This is a genomic window from Streptomyces yerevanensis (assembly GCF_000716805.1).
Taxonomy (GTDB): domain Bacteria; phylum Actinomycetota; class Actinomycetes; order Streptomycetales; family Streptomycetaceae; genus Streptomyces; species Streptomyces flaveus.
In genome coordinates, this window is sequence record NZ_JNWJ01000060.1 from 55103 (window position 1) to 72946 (window position 17844).

Consider the following 17844-nt stretch of genomic DNA (forward strand, 5'->3'; position numbering starts at 1 on the left):
CGGCGGTCCCTCAGTCCGTCCAGGTGGCGCCGCGCCCCCGCACCTCGTCGAAGACCAGCCAGGTGCGGGTGGAGCGCACGCCCGGCACCGCCTGGATGCTCTCCAGCACCACCTTGCGCAGCGCCAGGTTGTCCGGCGCACGCACCAGCACCAGGACGTCGAAGTCGCCCGTGACGAGGGCGACATGCTCCACGTACGGGATCTCGCGCAGTTCGCGGGAGATGTTCCGCCAGGCGTTCTGGTCGATCATCACCGTGACGTACGCACTCGTGCCCAGGCCCGCCCGCTGGGCGTTGAGCTGCGCGGTGAAGCCCGTGATGACGTCCTCGGCCACCAGCCGGCCGATGCGCGTGTAGGCGTTGGCCCGGGAGATGTGCACCTGCTCGGCGAGGGCGCGGACCGAGATCCGGCCGTCCTCGAGGAGTCGGCTCAGGATCTGCCGGTCGATGTCGTCGAGCGGGACGGCAGTTCGTCCGGCCGCCGCCCCCGGCAGGGCGTTTTCCTCGGACACTTTGTCCTCCCGGTCTCTTTGATTCGGCAGTTCGTCGCCTGTTCCGCCGAGCTATTGAACACATATTCCGCGACGACGACCATTCTCCTGTCAAGTGTCCAGAGAAAGCGAGTGCCCTCCATGTCTGTGAAGAGCCTCCGCCAGACGGTGCAGGGCCTCCTGCCGTCCCTGTCGCCGGTGCGGTTCGTGGCCGAGGACGGCACACCGGTCGCGAAGCAGCCGGCCGACTACACCGAGCCCGAGGTCGAGGCCCTGCTCGAGGCCTGGCGGCGCATGGTCCTGGGCCGCCGGTTCGACACCCAGGCGACCGCCCTCACCAAACAGGGCCGCCTCGCGGTCTACCCGTCCAGCCGCGGCCAGGAGGCCTGTCAGATCGGCGCCGTGCTCGCGCTGCGCCCGGACGACTGGCTGTTCCCGACCTACCGCGACTCCGTCGCCCTGGTGACCCGTGGCATCGACCCGGTCGAGGTGCTGACTCTGCTGCGCGGCGACTGGCACTGCGGCTACGACCCCGCCGCCACCCGCGTCGCACCGCAGTGCACCCCGCTCGCCACCCAGGTGCTGCACGCCGTCGGCATGGCCGAGTCCCTGCGCCGCAAGGGCGAGGACGGCGTGGCGATGGCCCTCGTCGGGGACGGGGCGACCAGCGAGGGCGACTTCCACGAGGCGCTGAACTTCGCGGCCGTCTTCCGCGCCCCGGTCGTCTTCTTCGTGCAGAACAACAAGTACGCGATCTCCGTCCCTCTGGCCCGGCAGACCGCGGCGCCCGCCCTCGCCTACAAGGGCATCGGCTACGGGGTGCGCGCCGAGCAGGTCGACGGCAACGACCTGCTCGCGGTGCTGGCGGTGCTGACCTCGGCCGTCGAGCACGCCCGCGCCGGGAACGGCCCGGTCCTGGTCGAGGCGCACACGTACCGCATGGACGCGCACACCAACGCCGACGACGCCACCCGCTACCGGGAGGACGACGAGGTCGACCAGTGGCGTGCCGCCGACCCGGTCGACCGCCTGGAGACCTATCTGCGCTCGCGTGGCGCGCTCACCGACGAGGACGTGGCGGCGCTGCGGGAGGAGGCCGAGGAGCTGGCGGCGCGGGTGCGTGCCGGCATGAACGCGGACTCCGTACTGGATCCGCTGGAGCTGTTCGACCACGTATACGCCGATCTCACCCCGCAACTGCGGGAACAGCGTGCCCAGTTGGCGGCCGAGCTCGCCGAATCCGCCCAGGCCCAGGAGGACTGACGACCATGGCCAAGGTCACGATGGCGCAGGCACTCAACACCGCCCTGCGCGACGCACTCGGCGAGGATGAACGTGTCCTCGTCTTCGGGGAGGACGTCGGCCCGCTGGGCGGCGTGTTCCGCATCACCGACGGGCTGACCCGCGACTTCGGCGAGCAGCGCTGCTTCGACACCCCGCTCGCGGAGGCCGGCATCGTCGGGCTGGCGGTCGGCATGGCGATGGGCGGCTTCCGGCCCGTTGTGGAGATGCAGTTCGACGCCTTCGCCTACCCGGCGTTCGAGCAGATCGCCTCGCACGTCGCCAAACTGCGCAACCGCACCCGCGGCCGGATCGGCCTGCCGATGGTGATCCGCATCCCTTACGCCGGCGGAATCGGCGGAGTCGAGCACCACTGCGACTCCAGCGAGGCCTACTACGCCCACACGCCCGGCCTCAAAGTCGTCACCCCGGCCACGGCCGAGGACGCGTACTGGCTGCTGCGTGACGCGGTGGCCGACCCCGACCCGGTGGTGTTCCTGGAGCCGAAGAAGCTGTACTGGTCGCGCGAGGACACCGATCTGGAGACGCGCGGGGCGCTGCCGTTCGGGCGGGCGGCGATCCGGCGCGCGGGGCGTGACGCCACCGTCGTCGCCTACGGCCCCTCGGTCCCGGTGGCCCTGGCCGCTGCCGAGGCAGCCGCCGAGGACGGGATCGAGCTGGAGGTCGTGGACCTGCGGACGCTGGTGCCCTTCGACGACGAGACCGTCACGGAGTCGGTGCGCAGGACGGGGCGCTGCGTAGTCGTTCAGGAGGCCCAGGGCTTCGCCGGGGTCGGCGCGGAGATCGCCGCCCGGGTGCAGGAGCGCTGCTTCCACTCGCTGGCCGCGCCCGTGCTGCGGGTAGCCGGCTTCGACATCCCGTACCCGCCGCCGAAGCTGGAGCACGCGCACCTGCCCGGCGTCGACCGGATCCTCGACGCCGTCGACCGACTGCAGTTCTCCGACGAGCCGGACACCCGGCACCTGTTGAAGGGAGCGGTCGCGTGACCACCGCAACGCTGCACGAGCAGCTGTTCAAGCTCCCCGACCTCGGCGAGGGGCTGACCGACGCGGAGATCATCGAGTGGAAGGTCGCCGTCGGCGACACCGTGACGATCGACCAGATCGTGGTCGAGGTGGAGACCGCGAAGGCCGCGGTCGAGGTGCCGGTGCCGTACGCGGGCACGGTGCTGCGGCTGCATGCGGAGGCGGGCGCAGCGGTGGGGGTGGGGGAGCCGCTGATCACCGTGGGGGCGAATGCGAATGCCTCCGGCGGGGGTGGCGGCACAGGTGGCTCGGGCGATCCGTCGCCCGCCGCGGTCGGTACCGGGGCTCGCCGATCCGGCTCGGCGAGCGGGCCGGGCGGCGACATGAGTGAGGCCCTCGGCTCATTGCCGTCGGGCGAGCCCATGGCGGGACCGGCGCCATCCGACCCGGCCGGGTCGGCCGCAGAGCGGTACCGGGAGGAGGAGCAGGCCGGATCGGGCAACGTGCTGATCGGCTACGGCACTGGACACGAACCGGTGTCGCGTCGGCGCCGCCGACGGGCGGGGGCCGGGGCGGCGACCCACGGGCCCACGCCCCAGGCGGCGTCCGCCGGGTCCGTGGCCGAGACGGCATCCGCCGGGCCAGTCGCCGCCACGGCGATCCCCGGACCCGTGGCCGAGACGGCGCCCGCTGTGCCGGGGGCCGCCGCGGCATCCGCCAGGCCCGTGGCCCAGGCGGCGCCCGCCGGACCGGTGGCCGAGACGGCGTCGGCGATCGGGCCGCACGCTCCCCGGGTCATCTCGCCCCTCGTGCGCAGGATGGCGCGGGACCACGGGGTCGACCTCTCCGTGCTGGTGCCGTCCGGTCCCGCCGGAGTCGTCCTGCGGCGGGATGTGGAACAGGCCGTCACCCAGGGCGCGAGGCACGCGGAGGCACCGTCCGGCGCGCGGACCAGCGCGGAGCCGACGCCTGCGTCACGGCTGGAACTCACGTCCGTGCCCCGATCGGGACCGGCGCCCGTGTCCCGACCGGAGACCGCCCCAGACGGTCCCGTCCGCATTCCGCTCCGAGGCGTTCGTAAAGCCGTCGCGGACAAGCTCTCGCGCAGCCGGGCCGAGATCCCCGACGCCACGACCTGGGTCGACGTGGACGCGACCGGACTGTTCCAGGCCAAGAAGGCTCTGGAGGCCGCCGAACCCGGCCGCCGGGTCGGGTTGTTGGCCCTGTTCGCACGGATCTGTGTCGCCGGTCTGCGCCGCTACCCCGAGCTGAACTCGGCCGTCGACACCGAGCGCCGGGAGATCCTGCGCTACGACGAGGTGCACCTGGGCTTCGCCGCCCAGACCGAACGCGGCCTCGTCGTCCCCGTCGTCCGTGACGCCCACCGGCTGACGACCGTCCAACTCGCCGCGGAACTCGCCCGGTTGACCGAACTGGCCCGGACCGGCAGTCTGCCGCCCGACCGGCTGACCGGGGGCACCTTCACCCTCAACAACTACGGCGTGTTCGGCGTCGACGGCTCCACACCCATCATCAACCACCCGGAGGCGGCGCTCCTCGGCGTCGGCCGCATCGTCGACAAACCCTGGGTGGTGGACGGCGCGCTCACCGTCCGCAAGGTCACGCAGTTGTCGCTCAGCTTCGACCACCGGGTCTGCGACGGCGGCACGGCCGGCGGCTTCCTGCGCTTCGTGGCCGACTGTGTGGAACGCCCGGCGATCCTGCTCGCCGACGCCTGACCCGACCTGCTTTCCCCTCCCCCGTACCTGGGCGCACTTCACCCATCAACCAACCGAACGTTCGGCCTGGAGCCTTCATGTCCACCGACCAGCACCCCGACTTCTACGTACGCCACGCGGACTTGCTCGACCAGGCGGTGGCCCGCACCGTCGACCGCGACTACTGGACGCCCTACCCGGAGGCCCCGAGCACCTCCGCGTACGGCGCCGGAGCACCCGAGGCGGGCGAGGCCGCCTTCCGCGGCCTCCTCGACCGCCCCTTCCCGCTCGACGGGCACCCCACCATCGGCACCGTCCCCGCCACGGAGGTGTCGCCGTACGGCTTCCCCCTCGGCGTCAGCTATCCGCATCTGGCGCCCGCGGCCGCTGTGGCGACGGCCAAGTCCGCGGCCCCGGCATGGCGTTCCGCGAGCCCCGACGTCCGGGCGGGAGTGGCGGCGGAGATCCTCGCCCGCCTCAACGCGGCGAGCTTCGAGATCGCGCACGCCGTCCAGCACACCACCGGCCAGCCCTTCGTGATGGCCTTCCAGGCGGGCGGCCCGCACGCCCAGGACCGCGGCCTCGAAGCGGTGGCGTACGCCTGGGAGGCGCAGCGGCGCCATCCGGCCACCGTGCGCTGGAGCAAGCCCCGGCGCCGGGGCGGACCGCTGGTCATGGACAAGACGTACACACCTGTCGGCCGTGGCGTGGCCGTGCTCGTCGCCTGCAACACCTTCCCCACCTGGAACGGCTATCCGGGCTTCTTCGCGAGCCTGGTCACCGGCAACCCGGTGATCGTCAAGCCGCACCGGCGGGCCGTACTGCCGCTGGCGATCACCGTGCGGATCGCCCGCGAGGTCTTGGCCGAGGCCGGTTTCGACCCGGACGTGGTGCTGCTGGCCGCGTCAGGCCCCGACGAGCGCACCGCTCCCGCCCTGGCCACCCACCCCGACGTACGGATCGTGGACTTCACCGGTTCCAGCGAGTTCGGCGACTGGCTGGAGGACAACGCCCGCCAGGCCGCCGTACACACGGAGAAGGCGGGTCTGAACACCGTCATCGTGGACTCCACGGACGACTACGCCGGACTGCTGCGCAACCTCGCGTTCTCCCTGTCGCTCTACAGCGGCCAGATGTGCACCACCCCGCAGAACATCCTCGTGCCCCGCGACGGGTTCCCCACCGACCAAGGGCCGCGTACGGCCGACGAGTTCGCCGCCGATCTGGGCTCCGCGCTGGACGACCTGCTCGGCGACCCGGCCCGTGCCGCCGCCACCCTCGGCGCGATCGTGAACGGTGGAGTGCTCGCGTGTCTGGAGGAGGCGGCAGCGCTGGGCCGTACCGCCCATCCTTCGCGGGCCGTGTCGCACCCCGACCACCGGGACGCCGTCGTCCACACCCCGCTGGTGGCCCGGCTCGACGCCGAGGCCGACGAGAAGACCTATTCGAGCGAGTGGTTCGGGCCGGTCTCCTTCGTCATCGCCACCGACGACACCGCGCACTCGCTGCGCGTCCTGCACGACACCGTACGACGCCACGGCGCGCTCACCGCCTGCGTCTACGCGACCGGCGACGGCGTACTGGCGGCGGCGCGTGCGACGGCTCTGGAAGCGGGGGTGCACCTGTCGGAGAACCTGACCGGCGACGTGTTCCCCAACCAGTCCGCCGCCTTCAGCGACTTCCACGGCACGTCGGCCAACCCGGCCGCCAACGCGACCCTGACCGACCTGGCGTTCGTCACCGGCCGCTTCGCCGTCCTCCAGTCCCGCCGTCACGCCCCCGCCGAGGAGCACGAGGAGCACACCGATGTCCGATGAGGTCTATCTGATCGACGGGGCCCGTACCCCGCAGGGCCGTTATGGCGGTGCCCTGGCCTCCGTGCGCCCCGACGACCTGGCCGCGCTCGTCGTCGGCGAGGCCGTGCGCCGCGCCGGGATCCCGGCCGACTCCGTGGACGAGGTGATCCTCGGCGCCGCCAACCAGGCCGGGGAGGACAACCGGGACGTCGCGCGGATGGCCGTACTGCTGGCCGGACTTCCGCACACCGTGCCCGGATACACCGTCAACCGGCTGTGCGCCTCAGGGCTTACGGCCGTCGCGTCCGCCGCGCACTCGATACGGGCGGGCGAGGCCGAACTGGTCGTGGCCGGCGGGGTCGAGTCGATGACCCGTGCGCCCTGGGTGATGGCCAAGCCGGGCACACCCTGGTCCCGGCCCGGCGACATCCACGACACCTCACTCGGCTGGCGCTTCACCAACCCGCGCTTCCCCGCGACGACGACCTTGTCGATGGGCGAGACCGCGGAGGAGGTCGCCACCCTGGACGGCATCAGCCGCCTGGACGCGGACTCCTTCGCGCTGCGCAGCCACCGTCGGGCGGTGGCCGCGCAGACGGCGGGCCGCTTCGCGGCGGAGATCGTCCCAGTGCCGGTGGTGGACGGTGAGGTGGACCAGGACGAAGGGCCGCGCCCGGCCACCACGCTGGAGAAGCTGAGCGGCCTGCGCACCGTCTTCCGCCCGGGTGGCATCGTCACGGCGGGCAACTCCTCGCCGCTGTCCGACGGGGCTGCCGCCCTGGTGGTGGCGAGCGGGACGGCGGTGGAGCGCTTCGGGCTGACTCCCCGGGCCCGTGTCGTCACCGCCGCCTCGGCCGGGGTCGAGCCCTACCTGATGGGGCTCGGCCCTGTGCCGGCCACCACCAAGGCTCTGGACCGGGCGGGCTGGACGGCCGGGGACCTCGACGCGGTCGAACTCAACGAGGCCTTCGCCGCCCAGGCCCTTGCGGTCATGCACCGGCTGAAGCTCGACCCTGACCGCGTCAACGCCGACGGCGGCGCCATCGCCCTCGGCCACCCCCTGGGCTGCTCCGGCGCCCGCATCCTGCTCACCCTGCTGGGCCGCCTGGAGCGGGAGGGCGGCCGGCGAGGCCTGGCGACCCTCTGCGTCGGCGTGGGACAGGGCGTGGCCATGCTCGTGGAGCGCGTATGAACAAGACACCCGCGGACGGCCCGTACGAGAACCGGCCGTACGAGACGCTCTCGGTCGAGGAGCGCACGGACCGGGTGGTCGTCACCTTGCGCCGGCCCGCCGCCCGCAACGCCATCAACGGCCGCATGATCACCGAACTGCACCGGGTGTGCGAGGAGTTGGAGCGTGTCCCGAAGTTCCTGTTGCTCACCGGGCACAGCGGGGTCTTCGCGGGCGGTGCCGACATCGGCGAACTGCGCGCTCGAGGCCGCGACGAGGCCCTCCAGGGCATCAACAGCCGCCTCTTCGAACGGGTGCGCAGGCTGCCCCTGCCCACCGTGGCCGCGGTGCCGGGCTGGGCGCTGGGCGGCGGCGCCGAGTTGGCGTACGCCTGCGACCTCAGGATCGCCGGGCCGAACGCGGTCTTCGGCAATCCCGAACCGGGCCTCGGCATCCTCGCCGCCGCCGGTGCGTGCTGGCGCCTGCGCGAACTGGTGGGCGAGTCGGTGGCCAAGCAGGTCCTGCTCGCCGGACGCACCCTCGACGCGCCGGCCGCACTCGCCTGCGGGCTCGTCATGGACGTCGTACCGACGGACCGGCTGATCGACGAGGCGCACGCGCTGCTCGACCGGATGGCCCGCTCCTCGGCCCTCGCCCTACGGCTGACGAAGCTCGTCACCGATGCCCCGGGTGCCCACCCCTTGGCCGACGACCTTGCTCAGGCGGTGCTCTTCGAGAGCCCGGACAAGGAGGAGCGCATGAAGCGCTTCCTGGAGAAGACGGAGACGGCGCAGAAGACGGAGACGACGGGAGGCCGGGCATGAACTCGGCAGCAGCACCGCCCTCCGTGGTGGCGGTGATCGGCGGCGGTCGCATGGGCGCCGGTATCGCCCAGTCCTTCGCGGCCGCCGGGTCGCGCGTGGCCGTCGTGGAGCGCGACGGCTCCGCGGGCGCCGCCGCTCTGGAACGGATCGCCACAGGGCTTCGGCAGGCGGCCGAGCGCGGGACGCTCGCACTCGCCGGGCCGTCGGACCTCGACGTGCCGGACCGGGTCGCCGTCGTCTCCTCCATCGCCGAACTGCCCCACGACACCGACCTGGTCGTCGAGGCGGTCCCGGAAGACGCGGCTCTCAAGGCCGAGTTGCTCACCGCCGCCGAGGACGTCGTGCACGACGGATGCGTGCTGGCCAGCAACACCAGCTCTCTGTCCGTCACCGAACTCGCGGCGGCCTTGAAGCGCCCCGGGCGGTTCCTGGGGATGCACTTCTTCAACCCCGTTCCCGTCTCCGCCCTCGTCGAACTGGTTCTGACCCCCGACACCACCGAAGCGACCCGGTCCGCGGCCGTCCGCTGGACGCACGCCCTCGGCAAACAGGACGTCGTCGTCAAGAACTCGCCCGGCTTCGCCAGCAGCCGCCTCGGCCTCACCCTCGGCCTTGAGGCGATCCGCATGGTCGAGGAGGGGGTCGCCGACGCGGAGGCCATCGACACGGCCATGCACCTCGGCTACCGGCACCCGATGGGTCCGCTGCGCCTCACCGACGTGGTCGGACTCGACGTACGGCTCGCCATCGCGGAGCACCTGCACGCGACGCTCGGCGAGCGGTTCGCGCCGCCGCGGCTGCTGCGGGAGAAGGTCGCCCGCGGTGAGCTGGGCCGCAAGAGCGGTCAGGGGTTCTACCGCTGGTGACAGGAACTCCACGTACCTCCTGGACATAGAACGCCGCGCCCCCGGCTTCCACGGTCACTGACCGCTCCCCCTCCCGACCCACGACAGGACACCGCCATCGTGAACAACCCCACCCCAGCACCCCCAGAGCCGTACGCCCCCGAGGCCGCCTTCGAGCACACCATCGCCCGTGACCAGCGCATCGAACCCCGCGACTGGATGCCCGACGCCTACCGGGCCACGCTCGTCCGGCAGATCGCCCAGCACGCCCACTCCGAGATCATCGGCATGCAGCCGGAGGGCGAGTGGATCACCCGGGCGCCCTCGCTGCGCCGCAAGGCGATCCTCTTCGCCAAGGTGCAGGACGAGGCGGGGCACGGGCTCTACCTCTACTCGGCTGCCGAGACGCTCGGCGCCGACCGCACGGAGCTGACGGAGCGGCTGATCGACGGCGGTCAGAAGTACTCCTCGATCTTCAATTACCCCACCCGCACCTTTGCCGACGTCGGGGTGATCGGCTGGTTCGTGGACGGGGCGGCCATCTGCAACCAGGTCCCGCTGTGCCGCACCTCGTACGGCCCGTACGGACGTGCCATGGTCCGCGTCTGCAAGGAGGAGTCCTTCCACCAACGGCAGGGCTACGAACTGCTGTTGACCATGATGCGCGGCACCGACGATCAGCGCGCCATGGTGCAGGAAGCCGTCGACCGCTGGTGGTGGCCGTCCCTGATGATGTTCGGCCCGCCCGACGACGACTCCCCCAACTCGGCCCGGTCCATGGCCTGGAGGATCAAGCGGCACAGCAACGACCAACTGCGGCAGCGCTTCGTCGACATGACCGTCCCGCAGACCGAGAAGCTGGGCGTCACCCTGCCCGACCCGGACCTGCGATGGAACGAGGAGCGCGGCCACCACGACTTCTCCGCCCCCGACTGGGACGAGTTGAAGCGGGTCGTCTCCGGTGACGGACCGTGCAACGCCGAGCGGATCGCCCGTCGCCGGGCCGCGCACGAGGAGGGCGCCTGGGTACGGCGGGCCGCCGCCGCGCACGCCGCCAAGCGGACGGCCCGGCAGCGGGAAGGGGCGGCGGCATGAGTACGACGACAAAGGGCGACTGGCCGCTGTACGAGGTGTTCGTCCGCGGCAAGCGCGGGCTCAACCACGTCCACGTCGGCTCCCTGCGCGCCGCCGACGACCAGATGGCCCTCCTGCACGCCCGCGACCTCTACACACGGCGCAACGAAGGCGTGAGCATCTGGGCCGTGCGCTCGGACACCATCGCCGCCTCCGCGCCCGACGAGAAGGATCCCTTCTTCGCGCCCAGCGGCGACAAGGTCTACCGGCACCCCACCTTCTACGACATCCCCGACGAAGTCCCCTACATCTGACGTCCCCTACATCTTGGGAACATCCAGGAACTTTTAGGAGCAGCGCATGACCGACGAGGATGTGTACGTCGACGGCGACAGCGCGCGCTGGGCGTTCGGCACCGGCTTCACCGACCCCCTGCACGGCGTCGACCAGGCGGTGCCCGACGGCGTCGACGCGGACGACCTGGCCGCCTGCTGTCTGGCGCTCGGCGACGACGCCCTGGTGTCCGCGCAGCGGCTGGCCGAATGGTGCACCCGCGCCCCGGAGTTGGAGGAAGAGCTGGCGCTGGCCAACATCGGACTCGACCTCCTCGGCCAGGCCCGCCTGCTGTACGCCAGGGCCGGCCGGGCCGACGGCACGGGCCGCGGCGAGGACGCGTACGCCTACTTCCGCGACCCGGAGGACTTCCGCAACGTACGCCTCGCCGAACTGCCGGGCGGGGACTTCGCGTTCACCGTCGCCCGCCTCCTCGTGCTGTCCGTCTGGCGGCTGGCCGTGTGCGAGGCGCTCACCGGCGCACCCGACCCCGTGCTGGCCGCGATCGCCGCGAAGAGCGTCAAGGAGCTGACCTACCACCGCCGTTGGGCCGCCGAGTGGACGGTACGGCTCGGTGACGGCACCGCCGAGTCCGCCAGTCGTGTGCGGGCCGCGCTGGACGCCCTCGCACCCTGGCTGGACGAGCTGCTGACGGACCGTGCGGCCGCGCGTCTCGGCGTGGATCCGGTCACCGTCGCCGCGCGGACCCGGCTGGAGCTGTTCCAGGTGCTGGCCGATGCCAGGCTGAACCGGTCCGACGACGTGTCCCGGCTCGACACGTCGGCATCTCCGGCCCCGGGCTCCGGCAGGAACGGGGAGCATACGCCGCACCTGGCGCCCCTCCTCATCGAACTGCAGAGCGTCGCCCGCGCACACCCGGACGCGTCGTGGTGACGGCGTCGGCGGAACGGGCGTTGCGGATCGCCGCCGAGGTCCCCGACCCCGAACTGCCGATGCTGACGCTCGCCGACCTCGGGGTGCTGCACGGCGTCGACGTGACGCCCGACGGAACCGTCGTCGCACGACTCACCCCGACATACGCGGGCTGCCCCGCCGTGGCCGAGATGCGCGCCGAGGTGGCGGCCCGGCTACGGGCCGCCGGCTTCACCGACGTACGGGTGGTCACGGTGCTCGATCCGCCGTGGACCACGGACCGGATCACCGAAGAGGGCCGCCGCAAGCTGGTGGAGCACGGCATCGCGCCGCCCGGCCCACGCGGCGCGCCGGGCCCGGAACCGGGCCGGACCTGGCTGACCCTGTCGACCACACCGACCGAGGTTCCCTGCCCGCGCTGCGCTTCGGTGGACACCGAGGAGCTCTCGCGTTTCGCCGCCACCGCCTGCACGGCGCTTCGGCGCTGTCGTGCCTGTCTGGAGCCGTTCCCTCACGTCAAGGACCTGCTATGACCCTGCCCCTGCCTCCCGTTCGGTCCCGCCGCCGCCCGGCCTTCCACGCCCTGCGGGTGTCCGCCGTGGAACCGCTGTGCGCCGACGCTGCCGCTCTCACCTTCGACGTCCCCGACCGCCTGGCCGCCGAGTTCGCGTTCCGTCCGGGTCAGTGCCTCACCGTGCGCCGCGAGATCGACGGTCGCGACGAGCGGCGCTCGTACTCGATCTGCGCACCGGCCGGTACGGCGCCGCGCATCGGCGTCCGCGTGGTACCGGGCGGGCTGTTCTCCTCCTGGCTCGTGCACGGCGTACGCCCCGGGGACACCCTGCAGATCATGGCCCCGACCGGCGCGTTCACCGCAGATCTGACCGGTGCCGGCGGCCTCGGCCACCAGGTACTCGTCGCCGCCGGATCCGGTGTCACGCCGATGCTGTCCATCGCCGCGTCCGTCCTCGCCGCGGACGAGGACGCGCGCGTCACGCTCCTGTACGGCAACCGGCGCACCGGCACCGTGATGTTCGCGGACGAACTCGCCGACCTGAAGGACCGGTACCCGGCCCGTTTCCAGCTCGCCCACGTCCTGTCCCGCGAGCCGCGCGAGGCCGAGTTGCTCTCCGGCCGTCTCGACACCGAGCGCCTCACCGCACTGCTGGACGCACTCCTCGACGTCCGGGAGGTCGCCCACTGGTGGCTGTGCGGCCCGCACGGCATGGTGCGCGACGCCCGCGCGCTCCTCACCGGACTCGGCGTCCCGGCGGACCGAGTCCACCAGGAACTGTTCCACGCAGACGATGAACCCCTCGCGCCCCCCGCCACCGACCGCGACGACGCCACCGACCGGGGCCCGACGAGCGAGGTCACCGTGGTCCTCGACGGCCGGGCGACCACGTTCGCCGCGCCACGCCACCGCAGCATCCTCGACGGCGCCCAACAGGCCCGCCCCGACCTGCCGTTCGCGTGCAAGGGCGGCGTCTGCGGAACCTGCCGCGCCCTGGTCACCGACGGCGACGCCGACATGCGCCGCAACTACGCCCTGGAGCCGGCGGAGGTCTCCGCGGGCTACGTCCTCACCTGCCAGACGTACGCCGCCTCCGACACCCTCACGGTCGACTACGACAGCTGAGCCCCCATCAGTGGCCTCGCGGTGTGCGGGCGCCGTCCGGGCCGTAGCCGAAGCGGATCAGCACCTGCGGATGGCATCGCTTGTCTCGCGGCAGCGCATCCCGCCTGGATCGAGGGGTCCGTTTCCGCGCCGATCGGGGCCGATCGGCCCCCCTTACGAGGACGTGCGGCACCTGCCGCCGCACCCAGGACGCGGCCGATCCTGGAACCGCACCGCACCGCACCACACCGACAGAGCTTGGGGAGCATGTGATGAAGGCAGCAGTCGTCCGGTCGTTCGGCCAGCCGCTGGTGATCGAGGAGCGTCCCGATCCGGAGCCCGGTCCCGGCCAGGTCCGTGTCCGGCTGGAGGCGTCCGGACTGTGCCACACCGACATCCACGCCGCGCACGGCGACTGGCCGGTCAAGCCGACGCCGCCGTTCGTGCCCGGCCATGAGGGCGTCGGCCTCGTCGAGGCACTCGGCGCCAGCGTGACCCACCTGGAGATCGGACAGCGGGTGGCCGTGCCCTGGCTGGGCTGGACCTGCGGGCGCTGCGAGCACTGCCTGTCCGGCTGGGAGACGCTGTGCGAGAAGCAGCGGAACACCGGCTACAGCATCGACGGCGGCTACGCCGAGAAGATGCTCGCCCCCGCCGACTTCGCCGCGGTGGTCCCCGACGGCATCGATGCGCGCGACGCTGCCCCGCTGACCTGCGCCGGCGTGACCACGTACAAGGCGCTCAAGGTCGCCGGAGTCCGGCCGACCCAACTCGTCGCGATCTCCGGGGTCGGCGGCCTCGGCCACCTGGCCGTGCAGTACGCGAAGATCGCCGGAGCCACCGTCGCCGCGATCGACGTCACCGACGACAAGCTCGAACTCGCCCGCGAACTCGGCGCCGACATCCTCATCGACGCCCGCAAGGAGGACCCCGCCGAGGTCCTCAAGCAACACGGCGGCGCGCACGCGGCGATCGCGCTGGCCGTCAACGAGCAGGCGTTCGCCTCCGTCTACGGCGGACTGCGGCGCGGCGGCAAGCTGGTCATGGTCGCCCTGCCCGCCGGCGGCACCATCAGCGTGCCGATCTTCGACACCGTCCTGAACGGCTCCTCGGTCATCGGCTCCATCGTCGGCACCCGCCAGGATCTGGACGAGGTCTTCCAGCTGCACGCCGCCGGCCGCACCAAGGTGATCTACGAGACCCGCCCGCTGGACACCGTCAACGACTCCATCGCCGAGGTCCTGAACGGTCAGATCAAGGCACGCATCGTCTTCGAGATGTGAGACACCCGCGCATGGCTGCCGTGAGGGTGTGGGGCCGTTCGGCCCCCGATCCGGGCCCTGTTGGCATCCGTCAGCCGTCCCACACCCAGTCGGCGACCTCCGGCAGGTCGGTGCCGTGGGCGCGGATCCAGTCGTGGTGGCGCAGGCGGGCGTCCTCCATACGCTGGCGTACGGCCGCGGCGCGCACCGCGAGGCCGGGGACGCGGTCGATGACGTCCATGACCAGACGGTAGCGGTCCATGTCGTTGCGGACGACCATGTCGAACGGTGTGGTCGTGGTGCCGATCTCCTTGTAGCCACGCACGTGCAGGTGCTGGTGGCCGGTGCGGCGGTAGGCGAGGCGGTGGATCAGCCAAGGGTAGCCGTGGTAAGCGAAGATCACCGGCTTGTCCGGCGTGAAGAGCCCGTCGTACTCGAAGTCGGTCATGCCGTGCGGGTGTTCCCCCTGCGGCATGAGCCGGGCGATGTCGACGACGTTCACCACGCGCACCGCCAGTTGCGGCAGGTGGCGGCGCAACAGCCCGGCGGCGGCCAGCACTTCCTGCGTCGGCACGTCCCCCGCGCAGGCCAGGACCACGTCCGGTTCGCCGCCGTTCTCCGTACCGGCCCAGTCCCAGATCCCGGCGCCGCGCGCGCAGTGCACCCGCGCCTCGTCCATCGTCAGCCAGTCGAAGCAGGGCTGCTTGCCGGCCACGATGACGTTGACGTAGTCGCGGCTGCGCAGGGCGTGGTCCGCGACGGACAGCAGGGTGTTGGCGTCCGGCGGCAGGTAGACCCGTACGGCCTCGGGGCTCTTGTTGAGGATGTGGTCGACGAAGCCGGGGTCCTGGTGGGAGAAGCCGTTGTGGTCCTGGCGCCACACGTGCGAGGTCAGCAGGTAGTTGAGGGAGGCGATGGGGGCGCGCCAGGGCAGGCGGCGGGTGACGCGCAGCCACTTGATGTGCTGGTTGACCATCGAGTCGACGATGTGCACGAAGGCTTCGTAGCAGGAGAACAGCCCGTGCCGGCCGGTGAGAAGGTAGCCCTCCAGCCAGCCCTGGCAGGTGTGTTCGGAGAGGATCTCCATCACCCGGCCGTGCCGGTCGAGGTGTTCGTCCACGTCGAGGGTCCCTGCCTGCCATGCCTTGCCGCTGGCCGCGTAGACAGCCTGGAGGCGGTTGGAGGCGGTCTCGTCGGGGCCGACGAGGCGGAAGTCGCGCCGGTCGGTGGTGGCGCGCATGACGTCTTCCAGCATGTCGCCGAGGACGCGGGTGGGTTCGTGCATGCCGGTGCCGGGTTTGTCGACGGGGACGGCGTATCGCTCCAGCGGGGGCAGGGGCAGTTCGCGCAGCAGGAGGCCACCGTTGGCGTGTGGAGTGGAGCCGAGCCTGCGGTCCCCTTCCGGGACGCATGCGAGGACGGCGGGTACGGGACTGCCGTGCTCGTCGAAGAGCTCCTCGGGGCGGTACGAACGCAGCCACGCCTCCAACTGGCGCAGGTGATCCGGGTTGTCGCGGACGGCGGACAGGGGCACCTGGTGGGAACGCCATGTGCCTTCCACCGGCAGTCCGTCGACCTCCGCCGGCCCGGTCCAGCCCTTCGGGGTACGCAGCACGATCACCGGCCAGCGGGGGCGCTCGGTCGCGCCGTCCTCGCGTGCGGCGCGCTGGATCGAAGCGATGCGGTCCAGCGCGGTGTCCATGGCCTGCGCCATGGCCTGGTGGACGGCGGCCGGGTCGTCGCCGGTGACGTGGAGAGGGTCGTGGCCGTAGCCGCGCAGCAGTTCGTCGAGCTCCGACTCGGGGAGCCGGGCGAGCACCGTCGGGTTGGCGATCTTGTAGCCGTTGAGGTGGAGGATCGGCAGGACGGCCCCGTCGTGGACGGGGTCGAGGAACTTGTTGGAGTGCCAGGACGCGGCCAGCGGCCCGGTCTCCGCCTCGCCGTCGCCGATGACACAGGTCACCACCAGATCGGGGTTGTCCAGGGCGGCGCCGTAGGCGTGCGACAGGGAGTAGCCGAGTTCGCCGCCCTCGTGGATGGAGCCGGGCGTCTCGGGGGCGACGTGGCTGGGGACGCCGCCAGGGAACGAGAACTGCTTGAACAGCCGCGCCATCCCGGCCGCGTCCCGTGTGATGTCGGGATACGTCTCGGTGTACGAACCCTCCAGCCAGGAGCCCGCGACCACCGCAGGACCGCCGTGACCGGGGCCCCAGATGCACAGGGAGTTCAGGTCGCGAGCCCGGATGACGCGGTTGAGGTGGGTGTACACGAGATTGAGCCCGGGCGAGGTGCCCCAGTGGCCGAGCAGCCGCGGCTTGACGTGCTCCGGGCGCAGCGGCTCGGTCAGCAGGGGGTTCGCCATGAGGTAGATCTGGCCGACGGACAGGTAGTTCGCGGCGCGCCAGTGGGCGTCCAGCGTCCTCAGCTCGTCGTCGGTGAGGGTGGCGGACGCCTGCCGGGTGTCGACGGACATCATGGTGTCCCTTCCGGATCGGGGATCTGGGATCTGGGATCTGGGATCGGTCGGAGGTGCATGCGGGTCCGTGGGTCCGTACCTCTCCCACACTCGCCCACCCGCCGGGTACCCGACAGGGCCGAACGGACCATCTCCGTTCAGGTCGATTACGTTGAGGCCATCGACGTAGGCCATCGGGCGATGGAGGCGGCATGACCGGCAAGAAGACAGGCAAGGTGCCGCGCGCGGCATACGAGCGGGAACTGCTGCGCCTGCAGACCGAGTTGGTGAAACTGCAGGAGTGGGTGCGCGCCGAGGGTGCCCGGCTGGTCGTCGTCTTCGAGGGCCGGGACGCGGCGGGCAAGGGCGGCACCATCAAGCGGGTCGCCGAGCGCCTCAACCCGCGGGTCGCGCGGATCGCGGCGCTGCCGACGCCGACCGAGCGGCAGCGCAGCCAGTGGTACTTCCAGAGGTACGTCGAGCATCTGCCGGCCGCCGGGGAGATCGTGCTGTTCGACCGGTCCTGGTACAACCGCGCCGGCGTCGAGCATGTGATGGGCTTCTGCACGAAGGAGGAGTACCAGCTGTTCCTGCGCCAGTGCCCGATCTTCGAGCGGATGCTGGTGGAGGACGGGATCCTGCTGCGCAAGTACTGGTTCTCGGTGAGCGACACCGAGCAGCAGGAGCGCTTCCGGCAGCGGTTGGAGGACCCGACGAAGCGCTGGAAACTCTCGCCGATGGACCTGGAGTCGATCACCCGCTGGGAGGCGTACTCCCGGGCCAAGGACGAGATGATGGTGCACACCGACATCGCCGAGGCACCGTGGTACGTCGTCGAGAGCGACGACAAGCGCCGGGCCCGGCTGAACATGATCGCCCACCTGCTCGACTCCGTGCCGTACCACGAGGTGCCGCCGCCGGTGCTCGAGCTGCCGGAGCGGCCTGCGTCGACCGGCTACGAGCGCCCGCCACGCGACCTGCAGACCTACGTCCCCGATCACGCGGCGAGCCTCTGAGGCGCCGGTCAGACACCCCATGTCGTTGGGGTGTCAAGCGGGCTGGGGGTAGGCGTGGTGTGACCACGCGGTTGCCTCGTCGTAGGTGGTGCGGGTTTTGAG

Annotated in this window: 16 protein-coding genes; 14 read left to right on the top strand and 2 right to left on the bottom strand. The window is 71.8% G+C overall.

The features are described from left to right. Positions 1 to 10: 10 nt before the first annotated feature. Positions 11 to 511 carry an Lrp/AsnC family transcriptional regulator gene (locus OP79_RS39625; RefSeq protein ID WP_033327607.1) on the bottom strand — a complete coding sequence of 167 codons (501 nt, stop codon included), beginning with the start codon at positions 509 to 511 and terminating at the stop codon, positions 11 to 13. A gap of 120 nt (positions 512 to 631) precedes the next feature. On the opposite strand from OP79_RS39625, the gene pdhA reads away from it, so the two are divergent. The 13 genes from pdhA to adhP all read left to right on the top strand — a co-directional run bounded on the left by pdhA (position 632) and on the right by adhP (position 14292). Beyond that, complete coding sequence (pdhA, locus tag OP79_RS39630; RefSeq protein WP_033327608.1) at positions 632 to 1753, top strand: pyruvate dehydrogenase (acetyl-transferring) E1 component subunit alpha; 1122 nt, start codon at positions 632 to 634, stop codon at positions 1751 to 1753. Between the two features lie 5 nt (positions 1754 to 1758). Beyond that, positions 1759 to 2778, top strand: coding sequence for an alpha-ketoacid dehydrogenase subunit beta (locus OP79_RS39635; protein ID WP_033327610.1), 1020 nt, complete (start codon positions 1759 to 1761; stop codon positions 2776 to 2778). Next, the gene (locus OP79_RS39640) at positions 2775 to 4496 is read left to right on the top strand and encodes a dihydrolipoamide acetyltransferase family protein (RefSeq protein ID WP_033327611.1); all 1722 of its coding nucleotides are present in this window, start codon (positions 2775 to 2777) and stop codon (positions 4494 to 4496) included. The genes OP79_RS39635 and OP79_RS39640 overlap by 4 nt, the downstream gene beginning before the upstream one ends. 77 nt (positions 4497 to 4573) lie before the next feature. After that, on the top strand, positions 4574 to 6292 hold the full coding sequence (gene paaN, locus OP79_RS39645; RefSeq protein WP_033327612.1) for a phenylacetic acid degradation protein PaaN: 1719 nt from the start codon (positions 4574 to 4576) through the stop codon (positions 6290 to 6292). Then, on the top strand, positions 6282 to 7463 hold the full coding sequence (locus OP79_RS39650) for a thiolase family protein (RefSeq protein ID WP_033327613.1): 1182 nt from the start codon (positions 6282 to 6284) through the stop codon (positions 7461 to 7463). Before paaN ends, OP79_RS39650 begins: the two co-directional genes overlap by 11 nt. After that, the gene (locus OP79_RS39655; protein ID WP_051745339.1) at positions 7460 to 8266 is read left to right on the top strand and encodes an enoyl-CoA hydratase/isomerase family protein; all 807 of its coding nucleotides are present in this window, start codon (positions 7460 to 7462) and stop codon (positions 8264 to 8266) included. The genes OP79_RS39650 and OP79_RS39655 overlap by 4 nt, the downstream gene beginning before the upstream one ends. Continuing rightward, positions 8263 to 9132 carry a 3-hydroxyacyl-CoA dehydrogenase family protein gene (locus tag OP79_RS39660; RefSeq protein ID WP_033327614.1) on the top strand — a complete coding sequence of 290 codons (870 nt, stop codon included), beginning with the start codon at positions 8263 to 8265 and terminating at the stop codon, positions 9130 to 9132. Before OP79_RS39655 ends, OP79_RS39660 begins: the two co-directional genes overlap by 4 nt. 99 nt (positions 9133 to 9231) lie before the next feature. Beyond that, a complete protein-coding gene (paaA, locus tag OP79_RS39665) occupies positions 9232 to 10206 on the top strand; it encodes a 1,2-phenylacetyl-CoA epoxidase subunit PaaA (protein ID WP_245685608.1) in 975 nt (324 codons plus the stop codon). After that, entirely contained in the window at positions 10203 to 10499 is a 297-nt protein-coding gene (gene paaB / locus OP79_RS39670; protein WP_033327618.1) for a 1,2-phenylacetyl-CoA epoxidase subunit PaaB, read from the top strand. The genes paaA and paaB overlap by 4 nt, the downstream gene beginning before the upstream one ends. 46 nt (positions 10500 to 10545) lie before the next feature. Next, positions 10546 to 11412 (top strand): 1,2-phenylacetyl-CoA epoxidase subunit PaaC, encoded by an 867-nt coding sequence (gene paaC / locus OP79_RS39675; protein WP_033327620.1) that lies wholly within the window; start codon positions 10546 to 10548, stop codon positions 11410 to 11412. After that, a complete protein-coding gene (paaD, locus tag OP79_RS39680) occupies positions 11406 to 11924 on the top strand; it encodes a 1,2-phenylacetyl-CoA epoxidase subunit PaaD (RefSeq protein WP_033327622.1) in 519 nt (172 codons plus the stop codon). The genes paaC and paaD overlap by 7 nt, the downstream gene beginning before the upstream one ends. Continuing rightward, complete coding sequence (gene paaE, locus OP79_RS39685) at positions 11921 to 13030, top strand: 1,2-phenylacetyl-CoA epoxidase subunit PaaE (protein WP_033327624.1); 1110 nt, start codon at positions 11921 to 11923, stop codon at positions 13028 to 13030. Before paaD ends, paaE begins: the two co-directional genes overlap by 4 nt. Positions 13031 to 13281: 251 nt before the next feature. After that, positions 13282 to 14292 carry an alcohol dehydrogenase AdhP gene (adhP, locus tag OP79_RS39690; protein ID WP_033327626.1) on the top strand — a complete coding sequence of 337 codons (1011 nt, stop codon included), beginning with the start codon at positions 13282 to 13284 and terminating at the stop codon, positions 14290 to 14292. Between the two features lie 70 nt (positions 14293 to 14362). Here the strand turns inward: adhP and OP79_RS39695 are convergent, their stop codons facing one another. Next, positions 14363 to 16744 carry a phosphoketolase family protein gene (locus OP79_RS39695; RefSeq protein WP_033327645.1) on the bottom strand — a complete coding sequence of 794 codons (2382 nt, stop codon included), beginning with the start codon at positions 16742 to 16744 and terminating at the stop codon, positions 14363 to 14365. A 194-nt stretch (positions 16745 to 16938) separates the two neighbouring features. Between OP79_RS39695 and ppk2 the strand changes: the two genes are divergently transcribed. Continuing rightward, complete coding sequence (gene ppk2 / locus OP79_RS39700; RefSeq protein ID WP_033327628.1) at positions 16939 to 17742, top strand: polyphosphate kinase 2; 804 nt, start codon at positions 16939 to 16941, stop codon at positions 17740 to 17742. The last annotated feature ends 102 nt before the right edge of the window (positions 17743 to 17844 follow it).